Raw genomic sequence first — 25,944 nt, 5'->3', positions numbered from 1 at the left:
AGCGGATCGATTCTCGGTTTCAGGAACAGCATCGTCTGTCGACTCCCGGGGGTCTCTCCGGCGCGCTCCCAACGTAACCGAATCGACCACTCTCGGCAAAAGAGTGAATACGGAGCGTTGCGTCACACCGTACGGAGGTCGAGGGTGTGCCACACCGTCGCCTCCCGATCCCCGGTCGACCACCAGAGCATGCCGTCGCGGCTCGCGGCCAGGTCGGCCGCGACCGACAGGGTGACCGTCCGCTGCGTCCGGACGTCGTGGACCACCAGGCCGGCCGTGCCGGTGAGATCGGAGTCGGGACGGGTCTCGGAGAGGATCTCGAACCGGTCCAGGACCGCGATGTCGTTCACGGCGGCCTGCGTCCCCGGCCCGGCGATCCGGCGGCGCTCGCTGCCGTCCGGCCGCATGAGGTCGATCCGGGCCAGCCCCTCACCGTTGTTGACCATCACCCGGCACCAGGCGGGCGTGCACATCGTCCACTCGGCCGGGCCCGCCGTGATCCGCTTCTCCTCGCCGCTCTCCAGGTTGTGCAGCGTGATCTCCCCGGCCTGCCCGCCCACGTCACTGGTCAGCCAGGGCCAGGCGGCGAGGGCCCACTGCCCCTTCCGGGTCTCCGTGGTGACCGCACCGCCCGTCAACGCCACCGACCGGATCTCGGTCGTCGAGTCCCCGTCGGCGGCGGCCCAGTGCACCCGGCCGCCGGCCGTCACGAGGTCATGCTGCCCGCCGTAGAGCAGGATGTTCCCGGTGTCCCCCGTGAGCCGCCGGGGGTTTTCGTCCGCGGTCAGGTCGAGCGCCCAGATCTCGGTGCCCCCGGACTCCCCCGTCTCGGTCCAGAGCAGTTCGTTCCCGGCCTTGGTCAGGTTGTCGAACCGGGAGTCGGCGGGGAGACGCCGCAGTTCACGCTCGCGGCCACCGTCCGGATTGCCGCCGCTCGGACCGCCGCCGCTCACGCCCCCCTTACCCGATTTTTCGGCATATTTGATGATGAGGCGGGTGTGCTGGCCGTCGCTGGTGTCGGCGGTTCCGACGGCGGTGGTGACGTCCAGGAAGAGCAGCGGCTCCAGGCCCAGATCGCGGAGGTCGGCGCGGGCCGCATCCGGCCAGGCCTGCGCGAGCGCCGGCCGGGCCGCCGTCGGCGGCAGGGGCGCGCTCTTCTGCTCGGGCAGCCCGCCGGCCAGCAGCGCCACGGCCGCGGCCAGGGCGACGGCGAGGCTGATCGTCTTGCGGTTCACTCGTACTGCTGTTTCGGCGGAGTGATCGGCTGCCACTGTTCGACCTCGAGGTAGGCGATGTCGGCCTGGTTCACCGGGTCCTTGGCCCGCTGCGTGCTGTGCCGGCCGGTGACCCGCACCCACGTACCGCCCGGAACGTCGATCACCGGCCCACCACGGAGCCCGACCTTGATCGGCCGCCCGTCGGCCGCGCAACAGCTCACCACGATGCGGGCGAGCATGGGCCCGCCGTCCGGTCCGATGCTCAGGAAACCGGTGAGCTCCAACCGGCGTCCCGCCAGACTGCGCCCGTCGTCATAGATGCTCCGCGACGCGTAGTCGAGCAGCCCCACCGGCACCGGATCCCCTTCCGGAAGCGGCCCGTAGTCGGACTCGGCCGCGGCGGGAAGCGTCCCCGACTGGTCGGCGGTGAAGGACCCGAGAGCGGGCGGCGCCACGAGCAGCAACCCGATCACGGGAAGCAGCAGCAACCACCCGACCCGGGGCTCATGATGCGCGTGGTCGTCCGGGCCATCGCTCGCGCCGTCCGCATGCCGCAGCTCCCCCATGCCCGACAAATCCGAAATGTCGGGCGAGGGAGAGGAGGGCGACCGTGGCGAAAGTCGGTCGGGCGCGGGGAGATGGTCGGCAGCGGCGAGACGGTCCGGCACGGCCCGGGAGTCCGGCACGGCCCGGGAGTCCGGCACGGCCCGGAAGTCCGGCACGGCCCGGAAGTCCGGCACGGCCCGGAAGTCCGGCACGGCCCGGAAGTCCGGCACGGCCCGGGAGTCCGGCACGGCCCGGGAGTCCGGCACGGCCCGGGAGTCCGGCATGGAGAAGGGGTCGGCCCCTGCGAAGGGGTCCGGCGCGGCGAGAGGGCCGGGCTCGGGCGGCGGCGTGGGTTGGGGCGTGGAGGGAGAGCGGCGGGGGCGGTGGTCGTACCAGAGGGTGAAGAGCGCCGTGAGCACCAGGACCGCGCCCGCCAGGAGGAGGAAGGGCCGCAGGCCCTCCTTGACATAACGCAGATGCAGATCGGTCAGGGAGGCCTTCAGGACGGCGCCGCCGAGGAGGAGCAGGATCACCGCCTGCGCCGCGCGGCTCACAGCAGGACCAGCCCGGTCAGCGTGCCGGCCAGCACGGCCAGGGCGAAGGTGGCCGGGGCGAAGCGGGCGGCGAAGGCGCGGCCGAGGATGCCGGTCTGCATGGCGATCAGCTTGAGGTCGACCATCGGGCCGACGACCAGGAAGACGAGGCGGGAGGTCAGCGAGAACTGGGAGAGCGACGCCGCCACGAAGGCGTCGGCCTCGCTGCAGATCGAGAGGAGCACGGCGAGGACGGCGAGGGCCAGGATCGAGAGGATCGGGTACGAGGCCAGCGTCTGCAGCCAGGACTCCGGCACCACCACGTTGATCGTGGCGGCGGCCGCGGCGCCCAGCACCAGGAAGCCTCCGGCGTGGACGACGTCGTGGCGGACCGCGGACCAGAAGGCCTCGCCCTTCGAGGCGCCGTCGTGGTGCGGGCGGTGCGGCAGGCGGATCCAGTCGGCGCGGCCGAGGCGCAGCCACAGCCAGCCCATCAGGACCGCCACGGCCAGGCTCGCGACGGCCCTCGCCAGCACCATCTCCGGGTTGCCGGGGAAGGCCACCGCCGTGGCGGTCAGCACGATCGGGTTGATCGCGGGGGCGGCCAGCAGGAAGGCGAGGGCGGCGGCCGGGGTGACGCCGCGGCGGATCAGGGAGCCGGCGACCGGGACGCTGCCGCACTCGCAGCCGGGCAGGACCACGCCGGCGAGGCTCGCGGCCGGTACGGCGAGGGCGGGGCGGCGGGGCAGCGCCCGGGCCCAGAACGAGCTCGGCACGAAGACCGCGATGACGGCCGAGAGCAGCACGCCGAAGACCAGGAACGGGACGGCCTGGACCAGCACCGAGACGAATACGGTGGTCCAGGTCTGCAGCCGGGGGCCGGACACCACGCCGGAGAGCGGGCCCCGGAAGATCACCAGGAGGATCAGGACGGCGGCGAGGACCTCGACCGAACCGATCCCCCGGCGCTCCGTGCCGGCCGGGGGATCCTTCAGCAGAGTCACCGGTCAGAATTTACCGGCAGCCCCGGGAAAACCACGGATCACTATCGAGTGATCACGGGCTTGCCGCGAGGAACAGGAAGACCGCGAGCAGGCCGAGGTGCAGGCCACCCTGGAGGATGTTCGCGCGGCCGGGGACCACGGTGAGCGTGCCGACCACGAAGGTGAGCACGAGCAGCACCATCTGCGTGCCGCCGAGGCCCAGCAGCAGCGGGCCCTCCAGCCAGATCATCGCGGCGGCGATGGCCGGAATGGTCAGTCCGATGCTGGCCATGGCCGAGCCGAGGGCCAGGTTCAGGCTGGTCTGCATGCGGTCGCGGGCGGCCGCGCGGACCGCCGCGATGGTCTCCGGCAGCAGCACCAGCAGGGCGATCACCACGCCGACCACGGAGTGCGGCAGGCCGGCCGAGGCCACCCCCGACTCGATCGACGGCGAGATCCCCTTCGCGAGGCCGACCACCGCGACGAGCGCCAGCAGCAGCAGGCCGAGGCTGTTCAGGGCGGTGCGCCCGGACGGCGGCTCCAGGTGCTCCTCGCTGTCGATCACCTCCCCCTCGGTGGTGATCGGCATGAAGTAGTCCCGGTGCCGGCGGGTCTGCACGCCCACGAAGAGCAGGTAGAGGCCGAGCGAGACGACGGCGGCGAACCCGAGCTGCGCCGGCGAGAACTGCGGGCCGGGACGGCTCGTCGTGAAGGTGGGCAGGACCAGGCTGAGCGTGGCGATCGCCGCGACGGTGGCGAGCGCTCCGCCCGTACCCTCGGGGTTGAAGACCGCGATCCGGCGGCGGACCGCGCCGACGAGCAGCGAGATGCCGAGGATGCCGTTCACGGTGATCATCACGGCGGCGAAGACGGTGTCGCGGGCGAGCGACTGGGACTTCTCGCCGCCGCTGATCATCAGGGTGACGATGAGCGCCACCTCGATCACGGTGACCGCGACCGCGAGGATCAGCGACCCGTACGGCTCACCGACCCGGTGCGCGACCACCTCGGCGTGGTGCACGGCCGCCAGGACCGCGCCGCCGAGCAGCAGCGCCACCACGACCACGAGGGGTGGTGGCAGGTCGCGGCCCCAGGTCAGGACGAGGGCCGCGACCGACAGGACGGGCAAGGCGACCGTCCACTGCGAGAAGATCTTGAGGTTCATCGTTCAACTCTGCCAAAGCGGCTCAGCTCTCGCCCGGTGTTCCAGCCGTCTTGCGATCACTGTGGCCAAGGTCGCGATCCGGGGCGATCCGGTCCCGGACCATGCGCTTGAGCGGCGGCACCTCGGGGAAGCCGCCCTCGGCCTTCCGGGACCAGAGCGTCTCCCCGTCGAGCCGGATCTCGAAGACGCCGCCGATCCCGGGGACCAGCGCCACCTCGCCGAGCTCGGTCGCGAACGTGGTGAGGAGCTCCTGCGCGGTCCAGGCGGCCCGGAGCAGCCAGCGGCACTGCGTGCAGTATTCGATTTCGAGGCGGGGTGTCGGCACGCGACCGAGTATGCCGGGTCTGGAAGGATCGTCGAGTGTTCAAGCCAGGTTGGATCGCCGGATTCGTCGCCTTCGCGCTGCTTGTTGCGGGGTGTTCCGAGGAGCAGGTCGAGGAGCAGGTCGAGGAGAAGGCCCCGGCAGTCGTGGTGGCGAGCGACTACGTCGCCCTCGGCGACTCCTACGCGGCGGGCCTCGGTGCCGGCAACTACGCCGACACGAGCTGCCTGGTCAGCAAGGACAGGTCGTACCCGCAGCTGTGGATCGACGGTAGGGACGGCCTGGGCGCCACCCTCAACAACGCGTGCAGCGGCGCGGTGATCAACACGGTCGCCACCCGCCAGCTCGCCGCGCTGAACGAGAGGACCGGCTGGGTCACGCTGACGGTCGGCGGCAACGACGTCGGCTTCGTCGCGGGCCTCCAGCAGTGCCTGCTCGGCTCCGACCAGAGCTGCACGCAGTCGGTCACGAACGCGACCGGGACGATGGAGAAGAGCCTGCCGGCCTCGCTCGACGGCCTCTACACCAAAATCCGCGACGCCGCCCCGAACGCGAAGGTCTACGTGGTCGGCTACCCGCACCTGGTCGCCGACCCGGGCGGCGGGACGAAGTGCGACCTGAACGACGCCCGCCGCAAGATCCTCAACGAGGCCTCGGACACGCTCTCCGAGGTGATCGCCGCGGCCGTCGCGAAGCACCCGGGCTTCACCTACGTGGACGGGCGGATCATCTTCGCGGGCCACGAGGCGTGCACGAAGGACCCGTGGATCAACGCGGTCGCCGACACCGTCTCCGAGTCGTTCCACCCGAATGCCGACGGCTACGAGGCGTACGCGAAGGTGCTCTTGAACGTGACCCGCTGAAGATGAACTACATAGGAATGCCTGAATAACACTCCTCCCAGGAGGATGTTCGTGCCTCGTGGCGGGGCAACGCTCGGAACGTGACCGAGACACTCGTGATCCTGGCCCTCGTGGTCATCACCGCCCTCGGCTTCGACTTCACCAACGGGTTCCACGACACTGCGAACGCGATGGCCACGTCGATCGCCACCGGGGCCCTGCGGCCGAAGGTCGCCGTACTGCTCTCCGCGGTGCTCAATCTCGTCGGCGCGTTCCTCTCCATCGAGGTCGCGCTCACCGTCACCAACGCCGTCGTGAACATCCAGAACTCCGACGGCACCCCCAAACCCGAGTTGACCGCCGACGGCGGCACGGCCCTGCTGATCATCGTGCTGGCCGGCGTGATCGGTGGCATCGTCTGGAACCTCTTCACCTGGCTGCTCGGCCTGCCGTCCAGCTCCTCGCACGCCCTCTTCGGCGGGATCATCGGCGCCACCGTGGCCGGCCTCGGCTGGGCCGGCGTGAAGTGGACCGGTGACGGCAGCAAGCTCGACGGCGTCCTCGGCAAGGTGGTCCTGCCGGCCCTGATGTCGCCGGTGATCGCCGGCATCGTGGCCGGCGTCGGCACCTGGCTCATCTACCGGATCACGGTCGGGGTGGCGGCGCGCTTCACCGACAACGGGTTCCGCTGGGGGCAGATCGGCAGCGCCTCGCTCGTCTCGCTCGCGCACGGCACCAACGACGCCCAGAAGACCATGGGCGTCATCACCCTCGCGCTGATCGCGGCCGGCGAGTGGTCGGACACCGAGGACATCCCGTTCTGGGTACGGGTCTCCTGCGCGCTCGCCATCGCGCTGGGCACCTATCTGGGCGGCTGGCGGATCATCCGTACGCTCGGCAAGGGTCTCGTCGAGATCGCCCCGCCGCAGGGCTTCGCGGCCGAGTCGGCCGCCGCCACCGTCATCCTCACCTCCAGCCACCTCGGCTTCGCGCTCTCCACCACCCAGGTCGCCACCGGCTCGATCCTGGGCAGCGGCGTCGGCCGTCCCGGCGCGCGGGTCCGCTGGGCCGTCGCGGGCCGGATGGTGACCGCCTGGCTGATCACCCTGCCGGCGGCCGGCCTGGTCGGCGCGCTCATGTGGTTCGTCGCCGACCTGGTCGGCGGGGTGGCCGGGGCGGTCACCGTCTTCGTGCTGATGCTCGCCGCCGCGGCGGTCATGTGGCAGCTGTCCCGCCGGGCCCCGATCGACCACCACAACGTCAACGACGAGTGGGAGGGCGCCCCCGCGCCCGAGCCCGCCCGCACCGGGAACTGAGGAGGACGCCGTGGACAACCTCACGCTCGCGCTGGACGCCGTCTGGCGGATCCTGCTCGCCGGCCTGCTGCTCGGGGCCGGGCTGCCGGCGATCTTCGCGCTCGGGGTCCGGTCGCTGGCCCACGGCGGCACCGCCGGCCGGGCCGGCGGCTACGCGTCCTTCACGATCGTTCTGCTCGCGGTCGCCCTGGGTATCACGTTCATCGTGGCGACCGGCTTCGGCCGGGAGCTGAGCTTCGAGCACGTGTACCCGACCCTGGTCAGCAAGGACTGAGACGCACATGTACCCGACCCTGGTCAGCAAGGACTGAGATGGCCGAATCCCGATCCAACTTCCTGTCCCGTGCCGTGGAGTGGCTGCGCGCCGGATACCCGGAGGGCGTCCCGCGGCGGGACTACGTGGTGCTGCTCGGGCTGCTGCGGCGCACGCTCACCGAGGACGAGGTGCGCGGCATCGCGAAGGAGCTGGCCACCCAGGCCGTCGAGCCGATCACTCCGCAGGACATCGAGGAGATGGTCAGCTCGACGGTCCTCCAGCCGGCCACGCCGGAGGACGTCGTCCGGGTCTCCGCGCACCTGGCGGCCGGTGGCTGGCCGCTCGCTGACCCGCCCGACGCCTGAGTGTCGTCTCGCGTTCGCGCGCCGGACGCCTCGGCGCGCTTCGATGGGCCGTGCACCACGCCAACCACTACTACGGGCACTCGTACGTCCTGGCCCGCTACTGCGGCTTCGAGGGCTCCGATCCGCCCCGGATCCACGGGTATCTCCAGCACGGCTGGAACATCGGGGACGGCCTCGCTCCCGACCACGAGTACGTCCCCGGCATCCCGTCGTTCGTCTGGAGCGAGCGCACCCGCCGCCGGGCCTGGTCGATGGGGCGCCGCCGGGTGCATGTCACCGGCGCGCCCCTCGCCTACCTGCTCGCCATGACGCCGCCCTCCCCCGAGCCGCGCGAGGGGACCATCTGGTACCCGTTCCACGGCTGGGAGGGCCAGCACGTCCAGGGCGACCACGACCGGCTCATCGCCGGCATCCGGGACACCGAGCCCGGCCCGGTGACGGTCTGCCTCTACTGGCAGGAGTACCGGACGCCCGGGGTGCGGCGGCGCTACGAGCGGGCCGGGTTCCGGGTGATCTGCCACGGCTACCGGGGCGGCTGGTGGAAAGACCTCGACCCCGGCTTCCTCGACCGCCAGCTCGGTGAGCTGCTGCGGCACCGGCGGGTCGCGTCGAACCGGCTGTGCAGCGCGGTGCTCTACGGCGCGCTCGCCGGATGCGAGCCGGCCGTCTACGGCGATCCGATGCGGCTGCGCGACGAGAGGGACCTCTTCGGCGGCCGCCCGCGCATCCGCCGGCAGTGGGCCGGCCTGCACGGCACCACCGTCGATCCGGCGCTCGCCCACGCCGTCGCCGTCGACGAGCTCGGCGCCGATCGACTGCTCACCCCGGCCGAGCTGCGCGCCCTGTTCCGCTGGTCCACCCCGACGATGGAGACCGCCGCGTGATTCCGCTTCTGCTCGGTGGCGAGATGCCTCATTGGCAAGACCCTTCTCCGGTACGCGGGACCGCGCTGTGCGATCTGGTCACCGCCGCGCGAGGGCACACCCTCGTGGTGGGGCCGCACGATCCCGGGCTGATCGACGCGGTACCGGCCGGCCGGATCACCGTGCTGGTCCGCGGCGTCCCGGACGCCGAGGCCCTCGCCGAGCGGTACGCGTCCCGGCCCGGCTTCGAGGTGTGCTGCGGGAGCCTGGAGAAACTCGCGGCGGTGCCGGCCTACGACACGGTGATCGCGCTGGCCGGCCTGGAGCGGGTCACCTCTACCGAGAGCGACGGCCTGACCTGGGACGACAGCCTCGCCGTGCTGCTCGCGACGCTGCGCCCCGGCGGCCGGCTCCTGCTCGGCTGCGAGAACCCGTCCGGCCTGCACCGGATCCTCGCCCCGGGCGCCGAGCCGGGCGACGACGACTGGGGCTCCGGCCTCGACGACCCGGCCCGCCCGGTCACCCTCGCCGCCCTGCGCGACCGGCTCGCCGCGGCCGGCCTGCCGGTGCTCGGCGACTACGCAGCGTTCCCGTCGCCGGACGCGCCCCGCGCCCTGATCAGCCCGGCCATGCTGGCCGATCCGTCGGTGCACGGCCTGCTCGCGGGGATGCTGCGGCGGGCGGGGCTGCCGGAGGGCCCCGTGCTGGCGGATCCGCGTCCGGTTCTCGTACCCATGCTGAAGAGCGCCCTCGCCGGTGAGCTCGCCCCCGGCTGGTTCGTGGTGGCCTCGCGGGGTGGTGCGGTGTCGCTGCCCTCCGCCGTTCTGACGTCCGATCAAGGAGAAAGGCATTCATTCGTACGTGCGGAGCACGGCTGGACGCGGGACGGCGCCGGCACCGTTCCGGAGGGGCGGAATCTGCTCGATGCGCTCCTCGCGGCTACCCGGAGCCGGGATCTGGCGGCGATGCGGACGCTGCTCGCGGCGTGGCAGGGCGGCGAGCACGCCGGGGTCGACGCCGAATGCCTGGTGGTGGACGGGGACGGGCGGCTGCGCGATCTCGGCATCGGCGCGGCCGCCGATCCGGCCGTGGCGCTGCGGAACCTCATCGACGCGGCGCCGGAGGGCCTCGACGACCTGATCGAGGCGATGGCGGGCGTCGAGGCCGCTCCCTCCTCCTCCCCGGCTCGGGTGCGGGTGGCGGCCTACCGGGAGGTCGCGGCCGAGCGGGACCGCCTGGCCCGGGAGCTCGGCGAGGCCCGGGCCCGGGGCGACTGGTACGAGCAGCGGCTCGCGGCGCGGGACGGCGAACTGGCCCGGGCCTACCGGATCATCGGGGTACTCAAGGGCACGGTTCCGGGCCGGGCCGCCACGGCCGTGCGGGGTGCGCTGCGCACCGGCAAGCGGGCCCTGAAGCGGATCGGCCGGCCGTCCTGAGCCCGGATCTTTCCGCGGCATTGCGTTCGCCTGGCGGTTGAGGGCTGTTTCCGCAGCCCTCGTCTTCCGCCCATAGCGTTCCGCAGCATGTCGACCGAGCTGGATGTCAGCGTCGTCATCCCGACGTGCAACCGCCCGCAACTCGCCGCCCGAGCCGTCGCCTCGGCGCTGGCCCAGACCCACCACGCGCTCGAGGTGATCGTGGTGGTGGACGGGCCCGACCCGGCCACGTCGTCGGCGCTGGCCGGCATCGGCGATCCCCGGCTGCGGGTCGTGGTGCTCCCCGAGCGGGGCCGCGCGCCGCGCGCCCGCAACGCCGGCGCGCGGGAGGCCCGGGGACGGTACGTCGCGTTCCTCGACGACGACGACGAATGGCTGCCCGAGAAGGTCGCCACCCAGCTGAAGCTCGCCGACGCGTCGGACGCCGCCCTCCCGGTCGTCGCGAGCCGGCTGATCAACCGGACGCCGCGGGCCGACTCGATCATGCCGCGGCGGCTGCCGGCCTCCGGTGAGCCGCTGAGCGAGTACTTCACCGTCCGGCGCGGACTGTTCTACGGCGACGGGTTCATCCAGACCTCCACGATCATGGCGCCGGCCGCGCTGCTGCGGGCCGTGCCGTTCACCGAGGACCTGCGCCGCCAGCAGGAGCTCGACTGGACCCTGCGGGCGGTCCGGCACGAGGGCGTCGAGCTGATCTACGCGTCCGAGCCGCTCGTGCTCTGGCACCAGGACGAGGACCGGCACCGGATCAGCCTCGAGATGCCGTACGACCAGCAGCTCGCCTGGCTCCGCGCGAACCGGGACCTGTTCACGCCCCGCGCCTACGCGGCCTTCACCCTCAGCGTGCTCAGCTCGATGGCGGCGCCGAGCCGGGACGGCCGCCGGTTCCGGGAACTGCTCGCCGAGGCCCGGGACAACGGGACGCCGGGCGCCCTCGACTACCTCACCCACATGCAGATCTGGGCGCTGCCGCCGGCGCTGCGGCACCGGATCCGCGACATGGTCGTGAGCCGGCGTGCGTCCTGACCCCCGGGTTGTCATCTTCCGCAGCGCCCTGATCGCCGGGTCCGAGACGTTCGTCCGCGGGCAGGGTGACGCGCTGACCCGGTGGCGGCCCGTCTACGTCGGCGCCACGGCGGTGCCGTCGCCGCTGTCCCGCCCCGACGACGTCATCACGTTCGGCGACGATCGGCGCGCGTTCCTGCGCCTGCGGCTCACCGGCAGCTCGCCGCGGCTCGACCGGGTGCTCGCCGCGCAACGGCCGGACCTGGTCCACGCCCACTTCGGCGGCGACGGCTGGCTGGTGAGCCGGGCGGCGGCCCGCCTCGGCGTCCCCCTCGTCGTCACGACCCACGGTCACGACGTCACCCGCCAGCCGGCCAGCCCGGGACTGCACGGCCTGCGCTACCGCCGCAACCTGCGCGCCGTCTTCCGCCGCGCCGCCCTGATCATCGCGGTCTCCGAGGTCATCCGCTCCCGCGCGGTGGCCCGGGGCGCGGACCCCTCCCGCGTCCGCGTGCACTACACCGGCGTGCCCGTCCCCCCGGCCCCGCCCGTCGCCGCCAAACGCTGGGACGTGGTCTTCGTCGGCCGCTTCGTCGCCAAGAAGGGCGTCGACGACCTGCTCACCGCGCTGGCCGGCCTGCATTCACCGCGCCCGCGCGCCCTGTTCATCGGCGACGGCCCCCTGGAACCGGCGATGCGGGCCCGCGCCGGGGAACTGCGCCTCGACGCCACGTTCCTGGGCAGCCAGCCGCCCGCCGTCGTGCAGCGCCACCTCACCGAGTCGCGCATGCTGGTCGCCCCGTCGAAGACCGCCCCGGACGGCGACACCGAGGGCCTGCCCACCACGATCCTGGAGGCGGCCGCCCTCGGCCTCCCGGTCGTGGCGACCCGGCACAGCGGCATCCCGGAGGCCGTGGTCGACTCCTCCACCGGCCTGCTGTGCCCCGAATCCGACCCGCCGGCCCTGGCCGCCGCGATCCAGCGCCTCCTGCACGACGCGCCCCTCCGCCACCGGCTGGGAGCACAGGGCCACCGCCACACCCTCGCCGAGTTCAACCTGCACACCCAGACGAAGAAGCTCGAGTCCCTCTACGACGAGGTCGCCCACCGCTGACCGAACCCGAGCCGGCTGCAGCCCATCGCTCCCCCACCCGGCGTGTCGCGACAACACACTGCAGCCGGGCGCGCTTCTGCGGAGCGAGCGCAAAAGTGCGCGCGCGAGTCGCCCGAAATGTACCTTTGGGGCCGGGGCGATCGAATGGAACAGGTCATGCTCGCGCCGGCCGCAGGGCTGACCGAGGCGGAGGCCGAGGCGCGTCGGCGGCGGGGCGAGGGCAACGTCGCGGTCAAGGGCGGGTCGCGGAGCTACGGCGAGATCCTGCGGACCAACGTCTTCTCGTTCTTCAACCTCATCCTGTTCGTGATCGGCGCGGCGCTGCTGACGCTGGAGCGGTACAGCGACGCCCTGATCAGCGTCGGGCTGGGGCTGATCAACGCGGTGATCAGCGCGGCTCAGGAGATCCGGGCGAAGCGCAAGCTGGACCGGCTGCAGCTGCTGGACCGCGCGGGCGTCGTGGTCGTCCGGGACGGGGAGGAGCGGGAGGTCGCGCCCGATCAGGTCGTGCGCGGGGACGTGCTGCGGGTGCGGCCCGGCGATCAGATCGTGGTGGACGGGCCGCTGCTCGACGGCGGGCGGCTGGAGGCGGACGAGTCGCTGCTGACCGGGGAGAGCGATCCGGTCGTCAAGCATCCGGGCGACGAGCTGCGGTCCGGGAGCCTGTGCGTGTCCGGGGACGGGCATCAGCAGGCGCGGGCGGTCGGCGCGCACAGCTACGCGGGCCGGCTCACCGCCGAGGCCCGGCGCTCGACCACGGACAAGACGCCGTTGCAGCGGCGGATCGAGTTCATCGTGCGGCTCGTCATGGCGCTGACGGCGCTGATGAGCGGGGCGATCATCGCGCAGGCCGCGATCGAGGGGTTCAGCGTGCTGCGGGTCGTCCAGATCACCGCGGTGCTGTCCGGCCTCGTACCCTATGGCCTGTTCTTCCTGATCGCGCTCGCCTACACGGCCGGGGCGGTCCGGATCGCCCGGCACGGCGCGCTGGTGCAGCAGGTGAACGCCGTCGAGTCGGTCAGCAACGTGGACGTCGTCTGCACCGACAAGACCGGCACGCTGACCACCGGGCAGCTCACCCTCGAGGAGATCGTCCCGCTGGGCCGGCACGAGTACGCCGCCGCCGCGTCGGCCCTCGGCAGTCTCGCCCACAACGCGACCACCCCGAACCTGACCGCCCTGGCGCTGGTCGCGGCCCTGCCGGGAGAGGCCTGGACGGTACGCGACGAGGTGCCGTTCTCGTCGGCGCTGCGCTGGTCCGGGCTCGTGGCGGACGAGGGGACCTGGGTGCTCGGCGCCCCGGACGCCCTCGCCCACCGGCTGCGCACCCCGCTGCCCCAGGCCGAGATCGCCGAGCGGACCGGGATGGGCCTGCGGGTGCTGCTGCTGGCCCGGGCCCAGGAGGAGCGGCTGCGCCCCGACCTGCCGATGCTCACGCCGGTGGCGCTCGTGGCGCTCGCCGACGAACTCCGCGACGAGGTGGTCGAGACGGTCCGGCGATTCGAGGCGGAGGGCGTCGCGCTGAAGGTGCTGTCCGGCGACGACCCGCGCACCGTCGCCGCGATCGCCCGCCGCGCCGGGATCGAGGCCGGGGAGCCGGTGCCCGGGGCGGCCCTCGACGACCTCGACGACGCCGCCCTGGACGCCGTCGTGGCGCGGACCGCCGTGTTCGGCCGGGTGGCGCCGGAGCACAAGGAGCGGATCGTCCGGTCGCTGCGCCGGCAGGGCCGGTACGTCGCGATGATCGGCGACGGGGTGAACGACGCCCGCGCCCTCAAACAGGCGCACATCGGGGTGGCGATGCGCAGCGGCAGCGCGGTGACCCGGGACGTCGCCGACATCGTGCTGGTCGAGGACTCGTTCGCGGCCCTGCCGCCGGCCCAGCTCGAGGGCCGCCGGATCATCAACGGCATCGGGATCTCGCTCTACGTCTTCCTCGCCCGCGTGGTCAGCCAGGGTCTCGTGATCCTGACCGTCACGATGCTGGGGATCGGATTCCCGTACTCGCCCACGCAGGTCGGCCTGACGATGTTCACGGTCGGCGTGCCCACGGTGTTCCTGACGTTCTGGGCGAAACCGACGCGCCCCGACCCGGACATGCTCCGGAATCTCGTCCGCTTCGTCCTGCCCGCCTCGATCGTCACCGCCACGTTCGGCGCCGTCGTCTACACCGTGCTCTACGAGGTGGTCGTCAAGGGGCTGAGCTCCGGCCACCGGACGCCCCACGAGATCATCGACGACTTCGAGCGCTACACCGGCCTCACCTACGGCATCGACGCCGACTTCACCACGGCCTCGGGCACGATCCTGGCGCAGACCGGCCTCTCCACGTTCTTCTGCTTCGCGTCCTTCGGCCTGATCCTCTTCCTGGCCCCGCGGTCGAAGGTCTTCGCGGCGTGGACGGCGCCGACCGGGGACAAGCGGCCCGCCCTGCTGGTCCTGGGCCTGTGCCTGGTGTTCAGCGCGGTGCTGTGCGTGCCGGTCTTCTGGCAGTACTTCGGCCTGATGGGACCGTCCGTGCCGGTCTTCGTCATCGTGCTGCCGGCGCTGCTGCTCTGGTACGCGACACTCACGGTCGTGCTGAAGTACCAGCTGTTCGACCGCCTGCTGGGGCTTTCCTCAGACTCCCGGCCCCGCTGACGATGGTGCGGGTCATGATCAAGGCCCTCACCGCCGCGACCGCGGCCGTCGCCATCCTGATCCCGGGGGCCGCCGTCGCCGCCACCGGGCCGGCGACCAGAGCCCGCGCCTACACCGCGTCGGCGGAGGAGATCGCCAACCCGGGGCGGGGCTTCTTCACCTACAGCGAGACCCATCTGTACGCCGGCGGCGACGGATACCTGCCGCTGATCAAGGACGACCTCGTCGCCGCCCGGACCGGGGAGGCCCGCACCCTCGTCTTCCGCATCTTCTACCTGGAGAGGTACCGGGGCACCGACACCATCGCGGCGGCCGACCTGAACCTGATCCGCGCCGACTTCGCGACCGCCCGCGCCGCCGGGGTGAAGATGGTGGTCCGGTTCGCCTACACCGCCACGGACGACGCCGACGCGCCGGTGGCCCGGGTGCTGAAGCACATCGGGCAGCTCGGCCCGATCCTCGCCGCGAACGCCGACGTGATCACCGCGGTTCAGGCGGGGCTGATCGGCCGGTGGGGCGAGTGGTACTACACGCAGAACTTCGCCCGGGCCGAGGACCGCCGGAAGGTGCTGAACGCGCTGCTCGCGGCGACCCCGGCGAGCGTACCGGTGCAGGTGCGGACCCCGGGGTACAAGCGGACGCTGGCGCCGTCGAACGCCCGGGTCGGCATCCACAACGACTGCTTCCTGGCCGGCGACGACGACTACGGCACCTACACCGGCGACGACCGGGACTGGCTCGCCCGGCAGGGGGCGGCCACCCTGGTCGGCGGCGAGACCTGCGACGTCTCGGCGCGATCCGGCTGGCCGACCGCGAGGGCCGAGATGGCGGCCTACCACTGGACCTATCTGAACCCCTCGTTCAACACCGACGTGCTCGGCTCCTGGGGCGACGAGGGTCTCGCCGAGGCGGCCCGCGACCTCGGCTACCGCATCCGGCTGACCTCGGCGGTCCTGCCCGCCACAACCAGGCCTTCGGTCCGGGTCACCGCGAAACTCACGCTCATCAACGAGGGGTACGCCGCACCGTACGCGAATCGGCCCGTCCGGCTGACCCTGACCGCCGCCGGTTCGGCCCGCCAGACCGTTACCGTCCCGGCCGACCTGCGCACCTGGGCCCCGGGCCGGCCGGTCACGCTGACCGTGTCGTTCACGGCGCCGAGGCAGGCCGGGGCGTACCGGCTCGCGCTGGCGCTGCCCGACCCGTCGGCCCGGCTCGCCTCCACCCCGGCCTACGCGATCAGGCTCGCCAACACCGGCCTCTGGGACGCGGCCACCGGCGCCAACGCCCTGAACGCGACGCTGACCGTCACCCGGTGAGCCCGGTCAGTGGCGCAGCACCCAGATCGGCAGCGGGTCGCTGATCTCGGCGATCACGTCCCAGCCGGCCTTGCGGTACATCGCCACGTTGCCGGCCGTGCTCGTCTCGAGGATCGCGGGCAGCCCCTCCTCGGCGGCCCGGCGCAGGCCCTCCGCCATCACGGCGTGACCCCACCGGCGGCCGGTCCAGTCCGGGTGGGTGCCGAGGACGCCGAGGTACCAGTAGGGCTCGTCGGGCAGCGCCGCGCGCACCGCGTCGTCGTACGCCCGCATCCGCGCCGCCTCGACCGGCGGCAGCGAGATCTCCACGGCATTGGAGCCGCCGGGCGGCTCCCAGATGGCGACCGACCGGCCGCCGCCCGCCGTCAGGATCGAGTTCCGGTGGACCCGCTTGTCGAAGAGGTGCCCGAAGAACGCGGCGGCGTGCGCCGGGTACGTCGTGTCGTCCGGGAACAGGTGCCGCAGCACCGGGTCGGCGGTGAACGCGGCGACCAGCGTCTCGACGATCCGGTCGCGGTCGTCCGGGGTGGCTACGGAGATCTCGATGTCCAGCACGCTGACACCGTACGTCGCCTCCGGCAACGCCCGTCACCGACCGGGATAGTCTTGCGGGTACTGCCGCGCCGACCCCGGCTGTGGTGGACCGGGATCGGCGCGGCGGCTCCGTCTACTCCGTGGGGATGGTCTCGGCGTTCCGGGCCAGCCACTGGTCGAAGTTCTGCAGCTCCGGGTTGAGCCGGCGGACCTCGCCGAGGTCACGGACGCCGGTGAAGTAGTCCTCGAACTCGGTGTAGTACTGCAGCATGTTGCCCGCCTCGTCGGCGCCCGGGAAGCCGAGTCCGCGGTAGGCGTCGTGGGTCAGCGGGCGATAGACGACCGGCTCGCCCACGGCCCGGCTCAGGCCCGCCGCGATCTCCTCGCCGGTCAGGTGCTCGCCGGCGATGTGCACGGTCCGGCCGGCATAGCCGGCGCCGGCCTTGAAGATCCCGTACGCGGTCTTGCCGATGTCCTCGACCGCGATGCCGGCCAGCCTGCTCTCCCCCATCGGCAGGCTCAGCGTCAGCACGCCCTCGGCGTCCCGGGTGGCGCCCCAGCCGGTCGCGAGGTTCTCCCAGTAGAAGGTGGTCCGCAGGAACGTGGTGGGCACGCCCGCGGCCCGGAACAGCTCGTCCGCCTCGGCCTTCGCGTCGAAGTGCGGGACCTTGTACTTCTCCTGCAGCGTCGGCATCCGGTCGTCGGTCACCGGGATGTGGTCCCGGGTGTCCTCGAGGGTGGACCAGACCACGTGCCGCAGGCCGGCCCGGCGGGCGGCGTTCGCGAGGTTGGTCGCCTCCTCGAGCTCCTTCTCGGCCGACATGTGCGCCCAGAAGTTCGTGACGAGGTACGCGCCGTACGCCCCGGCGAACGCCCGGACCAGGCTCTCCTCGTCGTAGTTGTCGGCCTGCACCACCTCGGCGCCGAGCTTGACCAGCTCCTGCGCGCGGGGCGAGGTGGTATCCCGGGTCAGCGCCCGCACCGCGTAGCCGCCGTCCGGGTCGGCCAGGATCGCCCGGACCAGACCACTGCCCTGCGCACCGGTGGCGCCGACGACCGCGATGACCTTCTTCTCGTCCATGTCCCGCACCCTTCGTGATCGTTCCTGTGGCCGCTGCAACCGGGACATGACATCGATAATTCCCGATGTAATGAGACGCCGGTCACGGTGGCCGGAACCGGCGGACCGACATCGAATCGTCACGAAATGTCTTGCGCGGGACACTCGGGCCCGGCGTTTTCCGCATTCCGGAACAGCGGCGCGGACCGCTCTATAGGTTTGTCGGTGAGTCCGTTTCTGAAGAGGGTGCCGGGAGGACCGATGTGGCAGCCGACGGAACGAACCGGTCCGGTCGTCCTCCTGGTCGAGGACGACGAGGACCTGCGGGAGGTGACCACCCAGATGCTGGAGTTACGCGGCTTCTCGGTGATCTCCGCGCAGGACCCGGTGAGCGCGCTGATGAAGTGCCGGGTGCACGACGGCCCGATCGACGTGCTGCTGACCGACCTCGGCCTGCCCGGCGTGTCCGGCGGTGAGCTGTCGCGCTCGGCCGCGGCGGTGCGGCCCACCATGAAGGTGGTCTACGTGTCCGGGCTCCCGGAGGCGACCGCCGTGAAGAAGGGCCTGATCAAGGCGGGTTCGCCGTTCATCACGAAGCCGTACACCGCGGACATCCTGGCCGCGATGCTGCGCAACGTGCTGGCGCAGGGCTCCGCGACGTCGAATCGATAGCCGATCTGCAACCGCGCGCAACCGAACGGGACTCCAGAGCCCCGCCGCGCCGCCCGATAAGTCTCGCGTAAGGCCGCCAAGCCGGGCGGCCGCCGGAACTTAGGGGTTTGACTGTGGAGTTCTTCAACGTTCTCGTCTCGTACCTGCGCGCCTCCTTCAAGTCCGACGAGGGCGCCACCGCGGTCGAGTACTCGCTCCTCGCGGCCCTCATCGCCGGCGGCCTGATCCTGGCGGTCACCAACCTCCGCAAGGACATCGAGGCCCTGATCACCACCCTGATGGCCGCCATCTGACGAAAGGCGACGGCGAACACCGATGTTCGCGCACGATCGCAGGACGACCCGCCCCGGGCCGGCTCGCCACCGCGGGCGACCGGCCCGGAGGGATCAGGGTGCCGTCGCGATCGAGTTCGCCATCATCCTGCCCGTCCTGCTGCTGGTGCTCTTCGCGATCATCGACATGGGCCGGATGCTCCAGCAGCAGATCCAGATGACCGAGGCGGCCCGGGAAGGCGCCCGCCTCGGCGCGCTGAACGGCACCGCCGCCGACGTGAAGAACAAGGTGCAGAGCATCGTGGGGTCCGGGGTCACGCTGACCTACCCCACCGGTCCGACCCTCTGCACCGCCGGCTCGGTCGCCGGCAGCGACGCCGTGGTGACCGTCAACCGCGCCTTCCAGCCCGTCACCCCGATCACCAGCATGATCAAGCGGTTGAGCGGCAAGACCATCGCCCCGGTCACGCTCAAGGCCACCGGCGTGATGGCCTGCGTGGGATGAATCGTCTGCGGTATCCGAGGCGGTTTCGTGATCTCCCGCGACGAATGACCTCCACCTGAGAAGGTGGAGATATGCGACGGCGCATCCTCATCCTGCTCGCCGCACTGCTGCTGGCCGGAATCAGCGGGACCGCGATCCTGTCGTACGCGCGCTCGGCCGACCGTCGCGCGCTCAGCGGCAACCAGGGGATCTGGGTTCTCGTCGCGAAGCAGCGCATCCCCGTGGACACGCTCGGCTCGGCCATCCGGGAACGGGGCCTCACCGAGCGCATGCTGGTGCCCGCGAAGACCGTGCCGGACGGCGCCCTCACCGTCTGGGACCCCGATCTCGACGAGCTCCGCCTCGCCGCCCCGCTCGAGCCGAGTCAGCTGCTGATGCGCCCGCTGTTCCAGCCGGTGCCGAAGGCCGGTCCGTCGCCGTCGCGCCGGATGACGGTGCCGAAGGGCCGGCTCGCCGTGAGCGTCGCCCTCACCGTCGCGCCGCAGGTCGCCGGCGACGTCGAGCCAGGCGACCGGGTCGCCGTCTACGCCTCCTGCACGCTCGAGATCTCGGGTGGCGAGCTCGACGGCACGCAGGACGAGCTGACCCGCCTGCTGCTGCCGAACGCCCAGGTGATCGCGATCGGCGAGGCGCCGTCCCCGACCACCCCGGCGCCCGCCCCGTCGGTGACCGTCCCGGCCGACGCCGGCGCCTCGGCGGCCGCCTCGCCCTCCCCGTCGCCGAGCAGCAGGTACGACACCGCGCCGGCCTCCGCGTCGCTGCAGCGCTACGTCGCCACGCTGTCGGTCGACGCCGAGGACGCCCAGCGGCTGGTCCACGCCACCCAGCAGTGCCGGCTCTACCTGGCGATCCTGGGGCCGAAGGCGACCCCGACGATCGGCGAGGCGATCAGCTCGCGGGAGCTGTTCCAGTGAGCCTCTACGTCTACGTCGAGCCGGACGCGGACCGCCGCGAGGTCATCGGGCCGCAGTTCCGCGAGGTCGGCTGCACGGTGCTGACCAGCATGGCCGAGCTCGAGGTGCACCTGCCGCGCTACCCGGAGACGATCCTGGTCATCCTCGGCGCGACCGTCGACCTCGGCGAGGCGCTGATGTTCACGGCGTACCAGCGCCTGCAGCGCCCGCTCATCGGCGTGGTGCTGATCCGGCACACGGTGGAGCCGGACATCGTCATGCAGTGCCTGCGCTCCGGGGTCCGCGAGATCGTCGAGGAGCGGGACCAGCAGGGCCTGCGGGACGCCACGGTCCGCTCGATCGACCTGTCCAAGGCGCTGAGCACCACGATGCGCAGCGCGAGCGACGCGGCCCCGTACGCCCGGGTCATCACGGTCTTCGCGGGCAAGGGCGGATGTGGCCGGAGCGTGGTGGCGGTCAACCTGGCCGTGGCCCTCGCGGGCGGCGGGCGCCGCGTACTCATCATGGATCTTGATCTTCAGTTCGGCGACGTCGCGATCATGATGAAGCTGGCCCCGGACCGCAGCATCGCGGACGGGGTCACGATGGCCGGCCGCCTCGACGAGCAGGGCCTGCGCTCGATCGTCACGAGCGCCCGCCCCGGCCTCGACGCGCTGCTCGCGCCGGCCAGTCCCGCCGAGGGCGAGCAGGTGCGCCGCGAGCTCATCGTCGAGCTGCTGGACGTGGCCCGGCCGCTCTACGACTTCATCGTGGTCGACACCCCGGCCGTCGTGACCGACCAGGTGCTGGCCGCCCTCGACATGTCCGACTGGTACGTCCCGATCGTCACGCCCGAGCTGCCGACCCTCAAGTCGGTCCGGCTCACCGGCGAGATGTTCGACCTGCTGAACTACCCGAAGGACCGCCGGCTGCTGGTCTTCAACCGGGCCAACACGCTCGTCGGCCTCACCCCGGCCGACGTCGAGGAGGCGGTCGGCATGGGGTTCGCGGTGCAGGTGCCGTCCAGCCGGGACGTGCCGCTCTCGGTCAACCAGGGCGAGCCGCTCACCGCGACCGACGCGGTGCACCCGGTCAGCCGGGCCATCCGGGAGCTCGCCGACCGGATCGCCGGCGTGGAGACCGCGCCGGCCCGGCAGCGCCGATTCTTCGGCAGGAGGAAGGCAGGCCGATGAGTCTCTCCGCACGCCTCGCCGCCGCACAGGGCCGGGCCACCGCACCGAGCAGGGACGCGCCCGCCGGGACGGCCGAGGCCCGGGCGCCGCGCCCCACCGACCAGGTGAACGAGGTCCGGCTGCGGTTGCAGCGCAGGCTCGCCGACGAGCTCGGGCCCACCCTCTACGGCAGCGACGGGGGCGACGACCTGGACGCCCGGGTGCGCGAGGCCCTCAACGACATGCTGGCCCGCGAGGAGACCCCACTCTCCGGCAACGACCGGGCCCGGATCATCCGCGAGGTGGTCGACGAGGTCCTCGGGCACGGGCCGATCGAGTCGCTGCTGCGCGACCAGTCGGTCACCGAGGTCATGGTGAACGGCCCGCAGCTGATCTACGTGGAGCGGTTCGGCCGGCTCGAGCGCGCCCCGGCCGAGTTCGACGACGAGGGCCACCTGCGCCGGATCATCGACCGGATCTGCTCCCGGGTCGGCCGGCGGGTCGACGAGGCGAGCCCGATGGTCGACGCCCGCCTGCCCGACGGCAGCCGGGTCAACGCCATCGTGCCGCCGATCGCCCTGGACGGCTCGTCGCTGACCATCCGCAAGTTCTCCGCGGTGCCGCTGACCGTGGGCGACCTGCTGCAGTACGGCACGCTGACCCGGCAGGCCGCCGAGTTCCTGGACGCCGCCGTGCGCGGGCGCCGCAACATCGTGGTGAGCGGCGGCACCGGCTCCGGCAAGACCACGATCCTCAACATCCTCTCCGGCTTCGTGCCGTCCGACGAGCGCATCGTCACCATCGAGGACGCCGCCGAGCTGCAGCTCGACCAGGAGCACGTGGTGCGCCTGGAGTCCCGCCCGCCGAACTCCGAGGGCCGCGGCACGATCACCACCCGCGACCTGGTCCGCAACGCGCTGCGGATGCGCCCCGACCGGATCGTGGTCGGCGAGGTCCGGGACAGCGCCGCCCTCGACATGCTCCAGGCCATGAACACCGGCCACGACGGCTCGCTCACGACGCTGCACGCCAACACGCCGCGGGACGCGCTCTCCCGCCTCGAGACCATGGTGCTGATGGCCGGCATGGAGCTGCCGAGCCGCGCGATCCGCGACCAGATCGCGTCCGCGGTCGACATGATTTTGCAGGTCAGCCGGTTCAAGGACGGCACCCGCAAGATCACTCACATCACCGAGGTGGTGGGCATGGAGGGCGAGGTGGTCACCCTTCAGGACATTTTTCTGTACGACCCCAACGCCGGCGCCGACACGCCGGGGAGCACCGGCGGCCTGCGGCCCACGGGCGTCCGGCCGCACTTCACCGACACGCTCGCCATGTACGGCGTGACGCTGCCGCCCACCATGTTCGCGGGTCGCCGGCGGTGAACCCGATCGTCGTCGGGATCCTGGGCGCGGTCACCGCCGCGTTCGTGGTGGCGTACCTGCTCATCGACGTCTTCTTCGGCCGCACGCCGATGCAGCGGCGCCTCGCCGCGCTGAAGACCTTCACGGTGCACCGCGAGCAGGAGCAGGTCCCGCTGCTGCGCCGGACGCTCACGGCGGCCGGGAAGTACCTGCTGCGCTACCCGGCGATGACCCGGTTCGCCGAGCGGGACGCCCCGCTGCTGGACCGGATCGGCGGCGCGCTCAAGCCCACCGAGTGGATGGCGATCCGGCTCGCGGCCGGCGCGCTCCTCGGCGTCCTCGCCCTCGTCCTGACCGGGTCGACGCTGGTCCTGCTGATCGCCGTGGCGCTCGGCTTCTTCGGCGCGAACGGCGCGCTGCTCTTCTGGATCAAGCGGCGCGAGAAGACGTTCGCCGACGAGCTGCCCGGCGCGCTGAGCCTCATGATCAGCTCGCTGCGCTCCGGTTTCACCCTGCACCAGTCGGTCGAGGCGGCGGTCCGCGACGACGAGGGGCCGGTCGCCGTCGAGCTGCGCCGGGCCCTCGCCGAGACCCGGATCAGCGGCGAGTTCGAGGACGCCCTCGAACGCATCGGCGAGCGGATGAACAGCTCCGAGATGGTCTGGCTGGTCATGGCGCTGCGCCTGCAGAAGGAGGTGGGCGGCAGCCTCGTCGACGTCATGCAGACCACCTCCGACACCATGCGCGAACGGGCGTACCTGCAGCGCCACGTGCGGGCGCTCTCCGGCGAGGGGCGGGTGTCGGCGTACGTGCTGACCGCCATGCCGGTCGTCTCCGCGGCCGCCATCTACTTCACCGAGCCGGACTACCTGAAGCCGCTGGTCACCGAGACAGCCGGGATCGTCATGCTGGGCGTCGCCGTGACCGGCGTGGTGCTCGGCGCGCTCTGGCTCCGCGTGGTCGTCCGGGTGGAGGTCTGAGCCGTGGCCGCCCTGATCATCGCGCTGGCGGCCCTGCTCGCCGCGATCGCGCTGGCCGCCACCGCGGTGCTGCTGCCGGCGCCGCGCCGCGAGCGGATGATGCGGGTCCTCGCCGCGTACGGCGGCGGGCGCACGCAGGAGAAGGACGAGCAGGAGGTACGGACCGAGTCGGCGGCCGGCCGGATCCTGTTCCGGATCGGCTCGCTGCTCGGCCCGCCCGGCGACCGGGACCGCCTGACCCGGGGCCTGGACCGGGCCGGCAACCCGCCGGACTGGCCGATCGCCAAGGTGATCCGGATGCGGCCGCTCACCGCCGCCGGCCTCACCTGGTTCCTGTGGGCGCTCGGCGACACCTGGAAGGGCGACCCGGGCGCGATCGCCGGCGCGATCGCCGGGTTCGTCCTCGGCTGCCTGCTGCCGCAGATCCTGGTGGACAACGCCGGGGTGAAGCGGCAGGAGGTGATGCAGCGCAACCTGCCGGACGTGATGGACGCCCTGGTCATCGGCGTCGAGGCGGGCCTCGGCCTGGACTCGGCGATGGATCAGGTGGCGCGCACCATGCGCGGGCCGATGGCCGACGAGATGCGCCGGGTGCTCCAGGAGATGCGGCTCGGCGTCTCCCGGGCCGAGGCGCTGCGCTCGCTCTCCGGCCGGACCACGGTACGGGACCTGAAACGCCTCGTGACCGCCCTGGTGCAGGCCGGTGACCTGGGCATCTCGGTCGCGCCGATCCTCCGCGAGCACGCCGCGGACCAGCGGGTACGCCGCCGTCAGCGGGCCGAGGAGCAGGCGCAGAAGATCCCGGTGAAGCTGCTGTTCCCGGTGCTGTTCTGCATGTTCCCGGCGATCTTCGTGATCATCATCGGGCCGGCCGTGCTGGAGCTGGCCGGCGCCTTCGGCTGAGGTTCTTCCTCAACACCGCCACGGCCCGGCCGATAGCCGGGGCATGCCGCTGATGCTGGACCGCGAACAGGCGCGTCTTGCTGCCCTCCACGAATACGGGCTGCTCGACAACCCCGCCGACGAGGAGCTCACCGCCGTCGTACGGATCGCCGCGACCATCGCCGACGTGCCGACCGCGACCCTCAACCTGATCGATGAGACACGCCAGTGCCAGCTCACCACCGTCGGCTTCGACGGCTGTGACAGCCTGCGCTCCGACTCGATGTGCGCGATCACGTTCCGGGACGGCCGGATGGTGCACGTCCCGGACGCGAGCCTGGACCCGGTCTACGCCGGCAACCCGTGGGTCGACGGGCGGATGGCCGACGTCCGGTTCTACGCCTCCACGCCGCTGGTCACCCCGTCCGGGTACGCGCTCGGCACGCTCTGCGTCTTCGACACCGTCGCCAAGGAGCTCGACGACCGGCAGCTCCGCCGGCTCGAGGACCTCGCCCGGGTGCTGATCGGCCTCTTCGAGCGCCGCCGGCAGGCCCGGCTCGCCGCCGAGCTGTCCGCCGAGGCCGAGCGCAGCCGCAAGTTCATCCACACCCTGATGGACACCATCGACGTCGGCATCGTCGCGTCGAACGCCGACGGGAAGATGACCGTGCTGAACCGGGCCGCCCGCCGCTGGGGTGGCGCGGCCGACGACCTCGACACGCCGCCGTGGCTGCTCGCCGACCGCATCGAGGTGCTCGACATGGACGGCGTCACGCCGATGGCGCTCGGCGCGCAGCCGCTGCAGCGGGCGCTGACCGAGGACGTCGTCACCAACGCCGAGCTGCTCCTGCGCACGGCCGACGGCGAGCTGATCACGCTGGTCGCCAACGGCCGCAGCATGATCAGCGACGGCGGCGAGCGGATCGGCGCCGTCGTGGCGCTGACCGACGTGACCGACGACCGGGCCTACCGCCGGCTGCTGGAGGCGGCGCACGCCGAGCTCCAGCGCTCCAACGACGAGCTGGAGGCGTTCGCCGCGGCGGTCAGCCACGACCTGGTCCGGCCGCTGGCCAGCGCCATCGGATACCTCGAACTGCTCGGCGAGTACTCCGGGGACCGGCTGGACGCCCGCGGCGCCAAGTGGCTCACCGGCGCCGCCGACTCGCTGACCCGGATGCAGCAGCTGACCCGGGCGCTGCTCACCTACGCGCACGCCGGCCAGGCGCCCTGCTCCCGGTCGGCCGTGCGGCTCTCCGAGGTGGCCGGGGTGATCGCCGACGACCTGCGCAGCCTGATCGACACGCAGAGCGCCGCCGTGATGCTGCGCGGTGACCTGACCCTCACGGCCGACCCGACCCTGCTCCGCCAGCTGCTGCAGAACCTGGTCGACAACGCGATCAAGTACCGCCACCCGGACCGGCTCCCCCGCGTCGAGATCTCCGGCGCCGAGACCGCGGACGGCTGGGAGATCACCGTCTCGGACAACGGCATCGGCATCCCGGCCGAGCAGCGCGACCGCGTCTTCGACATGTTCGCGCAGGTGGACCCGGCCTCGCGCAAGGGGCACGGCGTCGGGCTCGCCACCTGCCTGCGCATCGTCGAACGCCACGGCGGCGCCATCCGGATCGCCGAGTCCCCGGCCGGCGGCACGACGATGACCCTGCACCTGCCCCGGGCGGCCTGACCCG

The 25,944-nt window shown here is 72.3% G+C and carries 26 protein-coding genes and 1 pseudogene; 19 read left to right on the top strand and 8 right to left on the bottom strand.

The annotated features are described in order from the left end of the window. Nucleotides 1–122 precede the first annotated feature (122 nt). The 6 genes and pseudogenes from AB0G10_RS22215 to AB0G10_RS22190 form a co-directional block, all read right to left on the bottom strand. The gene (locus tag AB0G10_RS22215; protein ID WP_360924619.1) at nt 123–1,235 is read right to left on the bottom strand and encodes a hypothetical protein; all 1,113 of its coding nucleotides are present in this window, start codon (nt 1,233–1,235) and stop codon (nt 123–125) included. Then, on the bottom strand, nt 1,232–1,783 hold the full coding sequence (locus AB0G10_RS22210; protein WP_360925018.1) for a TIGR03943 family protein: 552 nt from the start codon (nt 1,781–1,783) through the stop codon (nt 1,232–1,234). Before AB0G10_RS22210 ends, AB0G10_RS22215 begins: the two co-directional genes overlap by 4 nt. A gap of 357 nt (nt 1,784–2,140) precedes the next feature. Continuing rightward, nucleotides 2,141–2,317 (bottom strand): annotated as a pseudogene (locus AB0G10_RS22205) (TIGR03943 family protein); the annotation flags it as partial. Then, the gene (locus tag AB0G10_RS22200; protein WP_360924617.1) at nt 2,314–3,300 is read right to left on the bottom strand and encodes a permease; all 987 of its coding nucleotides are present in this window, start codon (nt 3,298–3,300) and stop codon (nt 2,314–2,316) included. The pseudogene AB0G10_RS22205 and the gene AB0G10_RS22200, both read right to left, overlap by 4 nt. Before the next feature lie 52 nt (nt 3,301–3,352). Further along, on the bottom strand, nt 3,353–4,444 hold the full coding sequence (locus AB0G10_RS22195; protein ID WP_360924614.1) for an ionic transporter y4hA: 1,092 nt from the start codon (nt 4,442–4,444) through the stop codon (nt 3,353–3,355). 22 nt (nt 4,445–4,466) lie between these two features. Further along, complete coding sequence (locus AB0G10_RS22190) at nt 4,467–4,769, bottom strand: SelT/SelW/SelH family protein (RefSeq protein WP_360924612.1); 303 nt, start codon at nt 4,767–4,769, stop codon at nt 4,467–4,469. A gap of 35 nt (nt 4,770–4,804) precedes the next feature. On the opposite strand from AB0G10_RS22190, the gene AB0G10_RS22185 reads away from it, so the two are divergent. The 10 genes from AB0G10_RS22185 (at nt 4,805) to AB0G10_RS22140 (ending at nt 15,922) form a co-directional block, all read left to right on the top strand. Continuing rightward, on the top strand, nt 4,805–5,629 hold the full coding sequence (locus tag AB0G10_RS22185; protein WP_360924610.1) for an SGNH/GDSL hydrolase family protein: 825 nt from the start codon (nt 4,805–4,807) through the stop codon (nt 5,627–5,629). An 80-nt stretch (nt 5,630–5,709) separates the two neighbouring features. Next, nucleotides 5,710–6,924, top strand: a complete 1,215-nt coding sequence (locus AB0G10_RS22180; RefSeq protein ID WP_360924607.1) for an inorganic phosphate transporter — start codon at nt 5,710–5,712, stop codon at nt 6,922–6,924. Between the two features lie 10 nt (nt 6,925–6,934). Then, on the top strand, nt 6,935–7,198 hold the full coding sequence (locus AB0G10_RS22175) for a hypothetical protein (protein WP_360924604.1): 264 nt from the start codon (nt 6,935–6,937) through the stop codon (nt 7,196–7,198). 38 nt (nt 7,199–7,236) lie between these two features. After that, nucleotides 7,237–7,545, top strand: a complete 309-nt coding sequence (locus tag AB0G10_RS22170) for a DUF3349 domain-containing protein (RefSeq protein ID WP_360924602.1) — start codon at nt 7,237–7,239, stop codon at nt 7,543–7,545. Nucleotides 7,546–7,595: 50 nt separating this feature from the next. Then, nucleotides 7,596–8,429, top strand: coding sequence for a hypothetical protein (locus tag AB0G10_RS22165; RefSeq protein ID WP_360924599.1), 834 nt, complete (start codon nt 7,596–7,598; stop codon nt 8,427–8,429). Nucleotides 8,430–8,452: 23 nt separating this feature from the next. Then, on the top strand, nt 8,453–9,844 hold the full coding sequence (locus AB0G10_RS22160) for a hypothetical protein (RefSeq protein WP_360924596.1): 1,392 nt from the start codon (nt 8,453–8,455) through the stop codon (nt 9,842–9,844). 87 nt (nt 9,845–9,931) lie between these two features. Further along, complete coding sequence (locus AB0G10_RS22155) at nt 9,932–10,870, top strand: glycosyltransferase family 2 protein (RefSeq protein WP_360924593.1); 939 nt, start codon at nt 9,932–9,934, stop codon at nt 10,868–10,870. Beyond that, nucleotides 10,860–11,963, top strand: a complete 1,104-nt coding sequence (locus tag AB0G10_RS22150; protein WP_360924590.1) for a glycosyltransferase — start codon at nt 10,860–10,862, stop codon at nt 11,961–11,963. Before AB0G10_RS22155 ends, AB0G10_RS22150 begins: the two co-directional genes overlap by 11 nt. Nucleotides 11,964–12,107: 144 nt before the next feature. Then, nucleotides 12,108–14,603, top strand: coding sequence for an HAD-IC family P-type ATPase (locus AB0G10_RS22145; protein ID WP_360924587.1), 2,496 nt, complete (start codon nt 12,108–12,110; stop codon nt 14,601–14,603). A 14-nt stretch (nt 14,604–14,617) separates the two neighbouring features. Continuing rightward, the gene (locus tag AB0G10_RS22140; RefSeq protein WP_360924584.1) at nt 14,618–15,922 is read left to right on the top strand and encodes a DUF4832 domain-containing protein; all 1,305 of its coding nucleotides are present in this window, start codon (nt 14,618–14,620) and stop codon (nt 15,920–15,922) included. 6 nt (nt 15,923–15,928) lie between these two features. Here the strand turns inward: AB0G10_RS22140 and AB0G10_RS22135 are convergent, their stop codons facing one another. Together AB0G10_RS22135 and AB0G10_RS22130 are read right to left on the bottom strand one after the other, a co-directional pair. Next, nucleotides 15,929–16,477, bottom strand: a complete 549-nt coding sequence (locus AB0G10_RS22135; RefSeq protein WP_360924581.1) for a GNAT family N-acetyltransferase — start codon at nt 16,475–16,477, stop codon at nt 15,929–15,931. A gap of 112 nt (nt 16,478–16,589) precedes the next feature. Beyond that, nucleotides 16,590–17,537 carry an NmrA/HSCARG family protein gene (locus AB0G10_RS22130; protein WP_360924578.1) on the bottom strand — a complete coding sequence of 316 codons (948 nt, stop codon included), beginning with the start codon at nt 17,535–17,537 and terminating at the stop codon, nt 16,590–16,592. 240 nt (nt 17,538–17,777) lie between these two features. Between AB0G10_RS22130 and AB0G10_RS22125 the strand changes: the two genes are divergently transcribed. From AB0G10_RS22125 to AB0G10_RS22085, 9 genes are all read left to right on the top strand, one after another. Beyond that, nucleotides 17,778–18,188, top strand: coding sequence for a response regulator (locus tag AB0G10_RS22125; RefSeq protein ID WP_360924575.1), 411 nt, complete (start codon nt 17,778–17,780; stop codon nt 18,186–18,188). Nucleotides 18,189–18,301: 113 nt separating this feature from the next. Next, on the top strand, nt 18,302–18,481 hold the full coding sequence (locus tag AB0G10_RS22120; protein ID WP_360924572.1) for a Flp family type IVb pilin: 180 nt from the start codon (nt 18,302–18,304) through the stop codon (nt 18,479–18,481). Nucleotides 18,482–18,503: 22 nt separating this feature from the next. Further along, nucleotides 18,504–18,965 (top strand): TadE/TadG family type IV pilus assembly protein, encoded by a 462-nt coding sequence (locus tag AB0G10_RS22115; RefSeq protein WP_360924569.1) that lies wholly within the window; start codon nt 18,504–18,506, stop codon nt 18,963–18,965. A gap of 71 nt (nt 18,966–19,036) precedes the next feature. Then, a complete protein-coding gene (locus AB0G10_RS22110; RefSeq protein ID WP_360924566.1) occupies nt 19,037–19,879 on the top strand; it encodes an RcpC/CpaB family pilus assembly protein in 843 nt (280 codons plus the stop codon). Beyond that, complete coding sequence (locus AB0G10_RS22105; RefSeq protein WP_360924564.1) at nt 19,876–21,051, top strand: P-loop NTPase; 1,176 nt, start codon at nt 19,876–19,878, stop codon at nt 21,049–21,051. Before AB0G10_RS22110 ends, AB0G10_RS22105 begins: the two co-directional genes overlap by 4 nt. Next, a complete protein-coding gene (locus tag AB0G10_RS22100; protein ID WP_360924561.1) occupies nt 21,048–22,415 on the top strand; it encodes a CpaF family protein in 1,368 nt (455 codons plus the stop codon). Before AB0G10_RS22105 ends, AB0G10_RS22100 begins: the two co-directional genes overlap by 4 nt. Continuing rightward, a complete protein-coding gene (locus AB0G10_RS22095; RefSeq protein ID WP_360924558.1) occupies nt 22,412–23,374 on the top strand; it encodes a type II secretion system F family protein in 963 nt (320 codons plus the stop codon). The genes AB0G10_RS22100 and AB0G10_RS22095 overlap by 4 nt, the downstream gene beginning before the upstream one ends. Before the next feature lie 3 nt (nt 23,375–23,377). After that, nucleotides 23,378–24,277, top strand: coding sequence for a type II secretion system F family protein (locus AB0G10_RS22090; protein ID WP_360924555.1), 900 nt, complete (start codon nt 23,378–23,380; stop codon nt 24,275–24,277). Nucleotides 24,278–24,320: 43 nt separating this feature from the next. Then, nucleotides 24,321–25,940 (top strand): ATP-binding protein, encoded by a 1,620-nt coding sequence (locus AB0G10_RS22085; RefSeq protein ID WP_360924552.1) that lies wholly within the window; start codon nt 24,321–24,323, stop codon nt 25,938–25,940. Nucleotides 25,941–25,944 lie beyond the last annotated feature (4 nt).

The organism is Actinoplanes sp. NPDC023714 (genome assembly GCF_040639855.1).
GTDB lineage: Bacteria > Actinomycetota > Actinomycetes > Mycobacteriales > Micromonosporaceae > Actinoplanes.
This window is presented reverse-complemented; position numbering and strand designations above follow the sequence as displayed.

Bases quoted from the DNA above. Each gene is read 5' to 3' on its own strand.
- AB0G10_RS22115 (WP_360924569.1), top strand. From the start codon at position 18,504: ATGTTCGCGCACGATCGCAGGACGACCCGCCCCGGGCCGGCTCGCCAC.
- AB0G10_RS22210 (WP_360925018.1), bottom strand. From the start codon at position 1,783: ATGGGGGAGCTGCGGCATGCGGACGGCGCGAGCGATGGCCCGGACGAC.
- AB0G10_RS22140 (WP_360924584.1), top strand. From the start codon at position 14,618: ATGATCAAGGCCCTCACCGCCGCGACCGCGGCCGTCGCCATCCTGATC.
- AB0G10_RS22195 (WP_360924614.1), bottom strand. From the start codon at position 4,444: ATGAACCTCAAGATCTTCTCGCAGTGGACGGTCGCCTTGCCCGTCCTG.
- AB0G10_RS22110 (WP_360924566.1), top strand. From the start codon at position 19,037: ATGCGACGGCGCATCCTCATCCTGCTCGCCGCACTGCTGCTGGCCGGA.
- AB0G10_RS22170 (WP_360924602.1), top strand. From the start codon at position 7,237: ATGGCCGAATCCCGATCCAACTTCCTGTCCCGTGCCGTGGAGTGGCTG.
- AB0G10_RS22125 (WP_360924575.1), top strand. From the start codon at position 17,778: ATGTGGCAGCCGACGGAACGAACCGGTCCGGTCGTCCTCCTGGTCGAG.
- AB0G10_RS22160 (WP_360924596.1), top strand. From the start codon at position 8,453: ATGCCTCATTGGCAAGACCCTTCTCCGGTACGCGGGACCGCGCTGTGC.
- AB0G10_RS22130 (WP_360924578.1), bottom strand. From the start codon at position 17,537: ATGGACGAGAAGAAGGTCATCGCGGTCGTCGGCGCCACCGGTGCGCAG.
- AB0G10_RS22100 (WP_360924561.1), top strand. From the start codon at position 21,048: ATGAGTCTCTCCGCACGCCTCGCCGCCGCACAGGGCCGGGCCACCGCA.
- AB0G10_RS22155 (WP_360924593.1), top strand. From the start codon at position 9,932: ATGTCGACCGAGCTGGATGTCAGCGTCGTCATCCCGACGTGCAACCGC.
- AB0G10_RS22085 (WP_360924552.1), top strand. From the start codon at position 24,321: ATGCCGCTGATGCTGGACCGCGAACAGGCGCGTCTTGCTGCCCTCCAC.
- AB0G10_RS22145 (WP_360924587.1), top strand. From the start codon at position 12,108: ATGGAACAGGTCATGCTCGCGCCGGCCGCAGGGCTGACCGAGGCGGAG.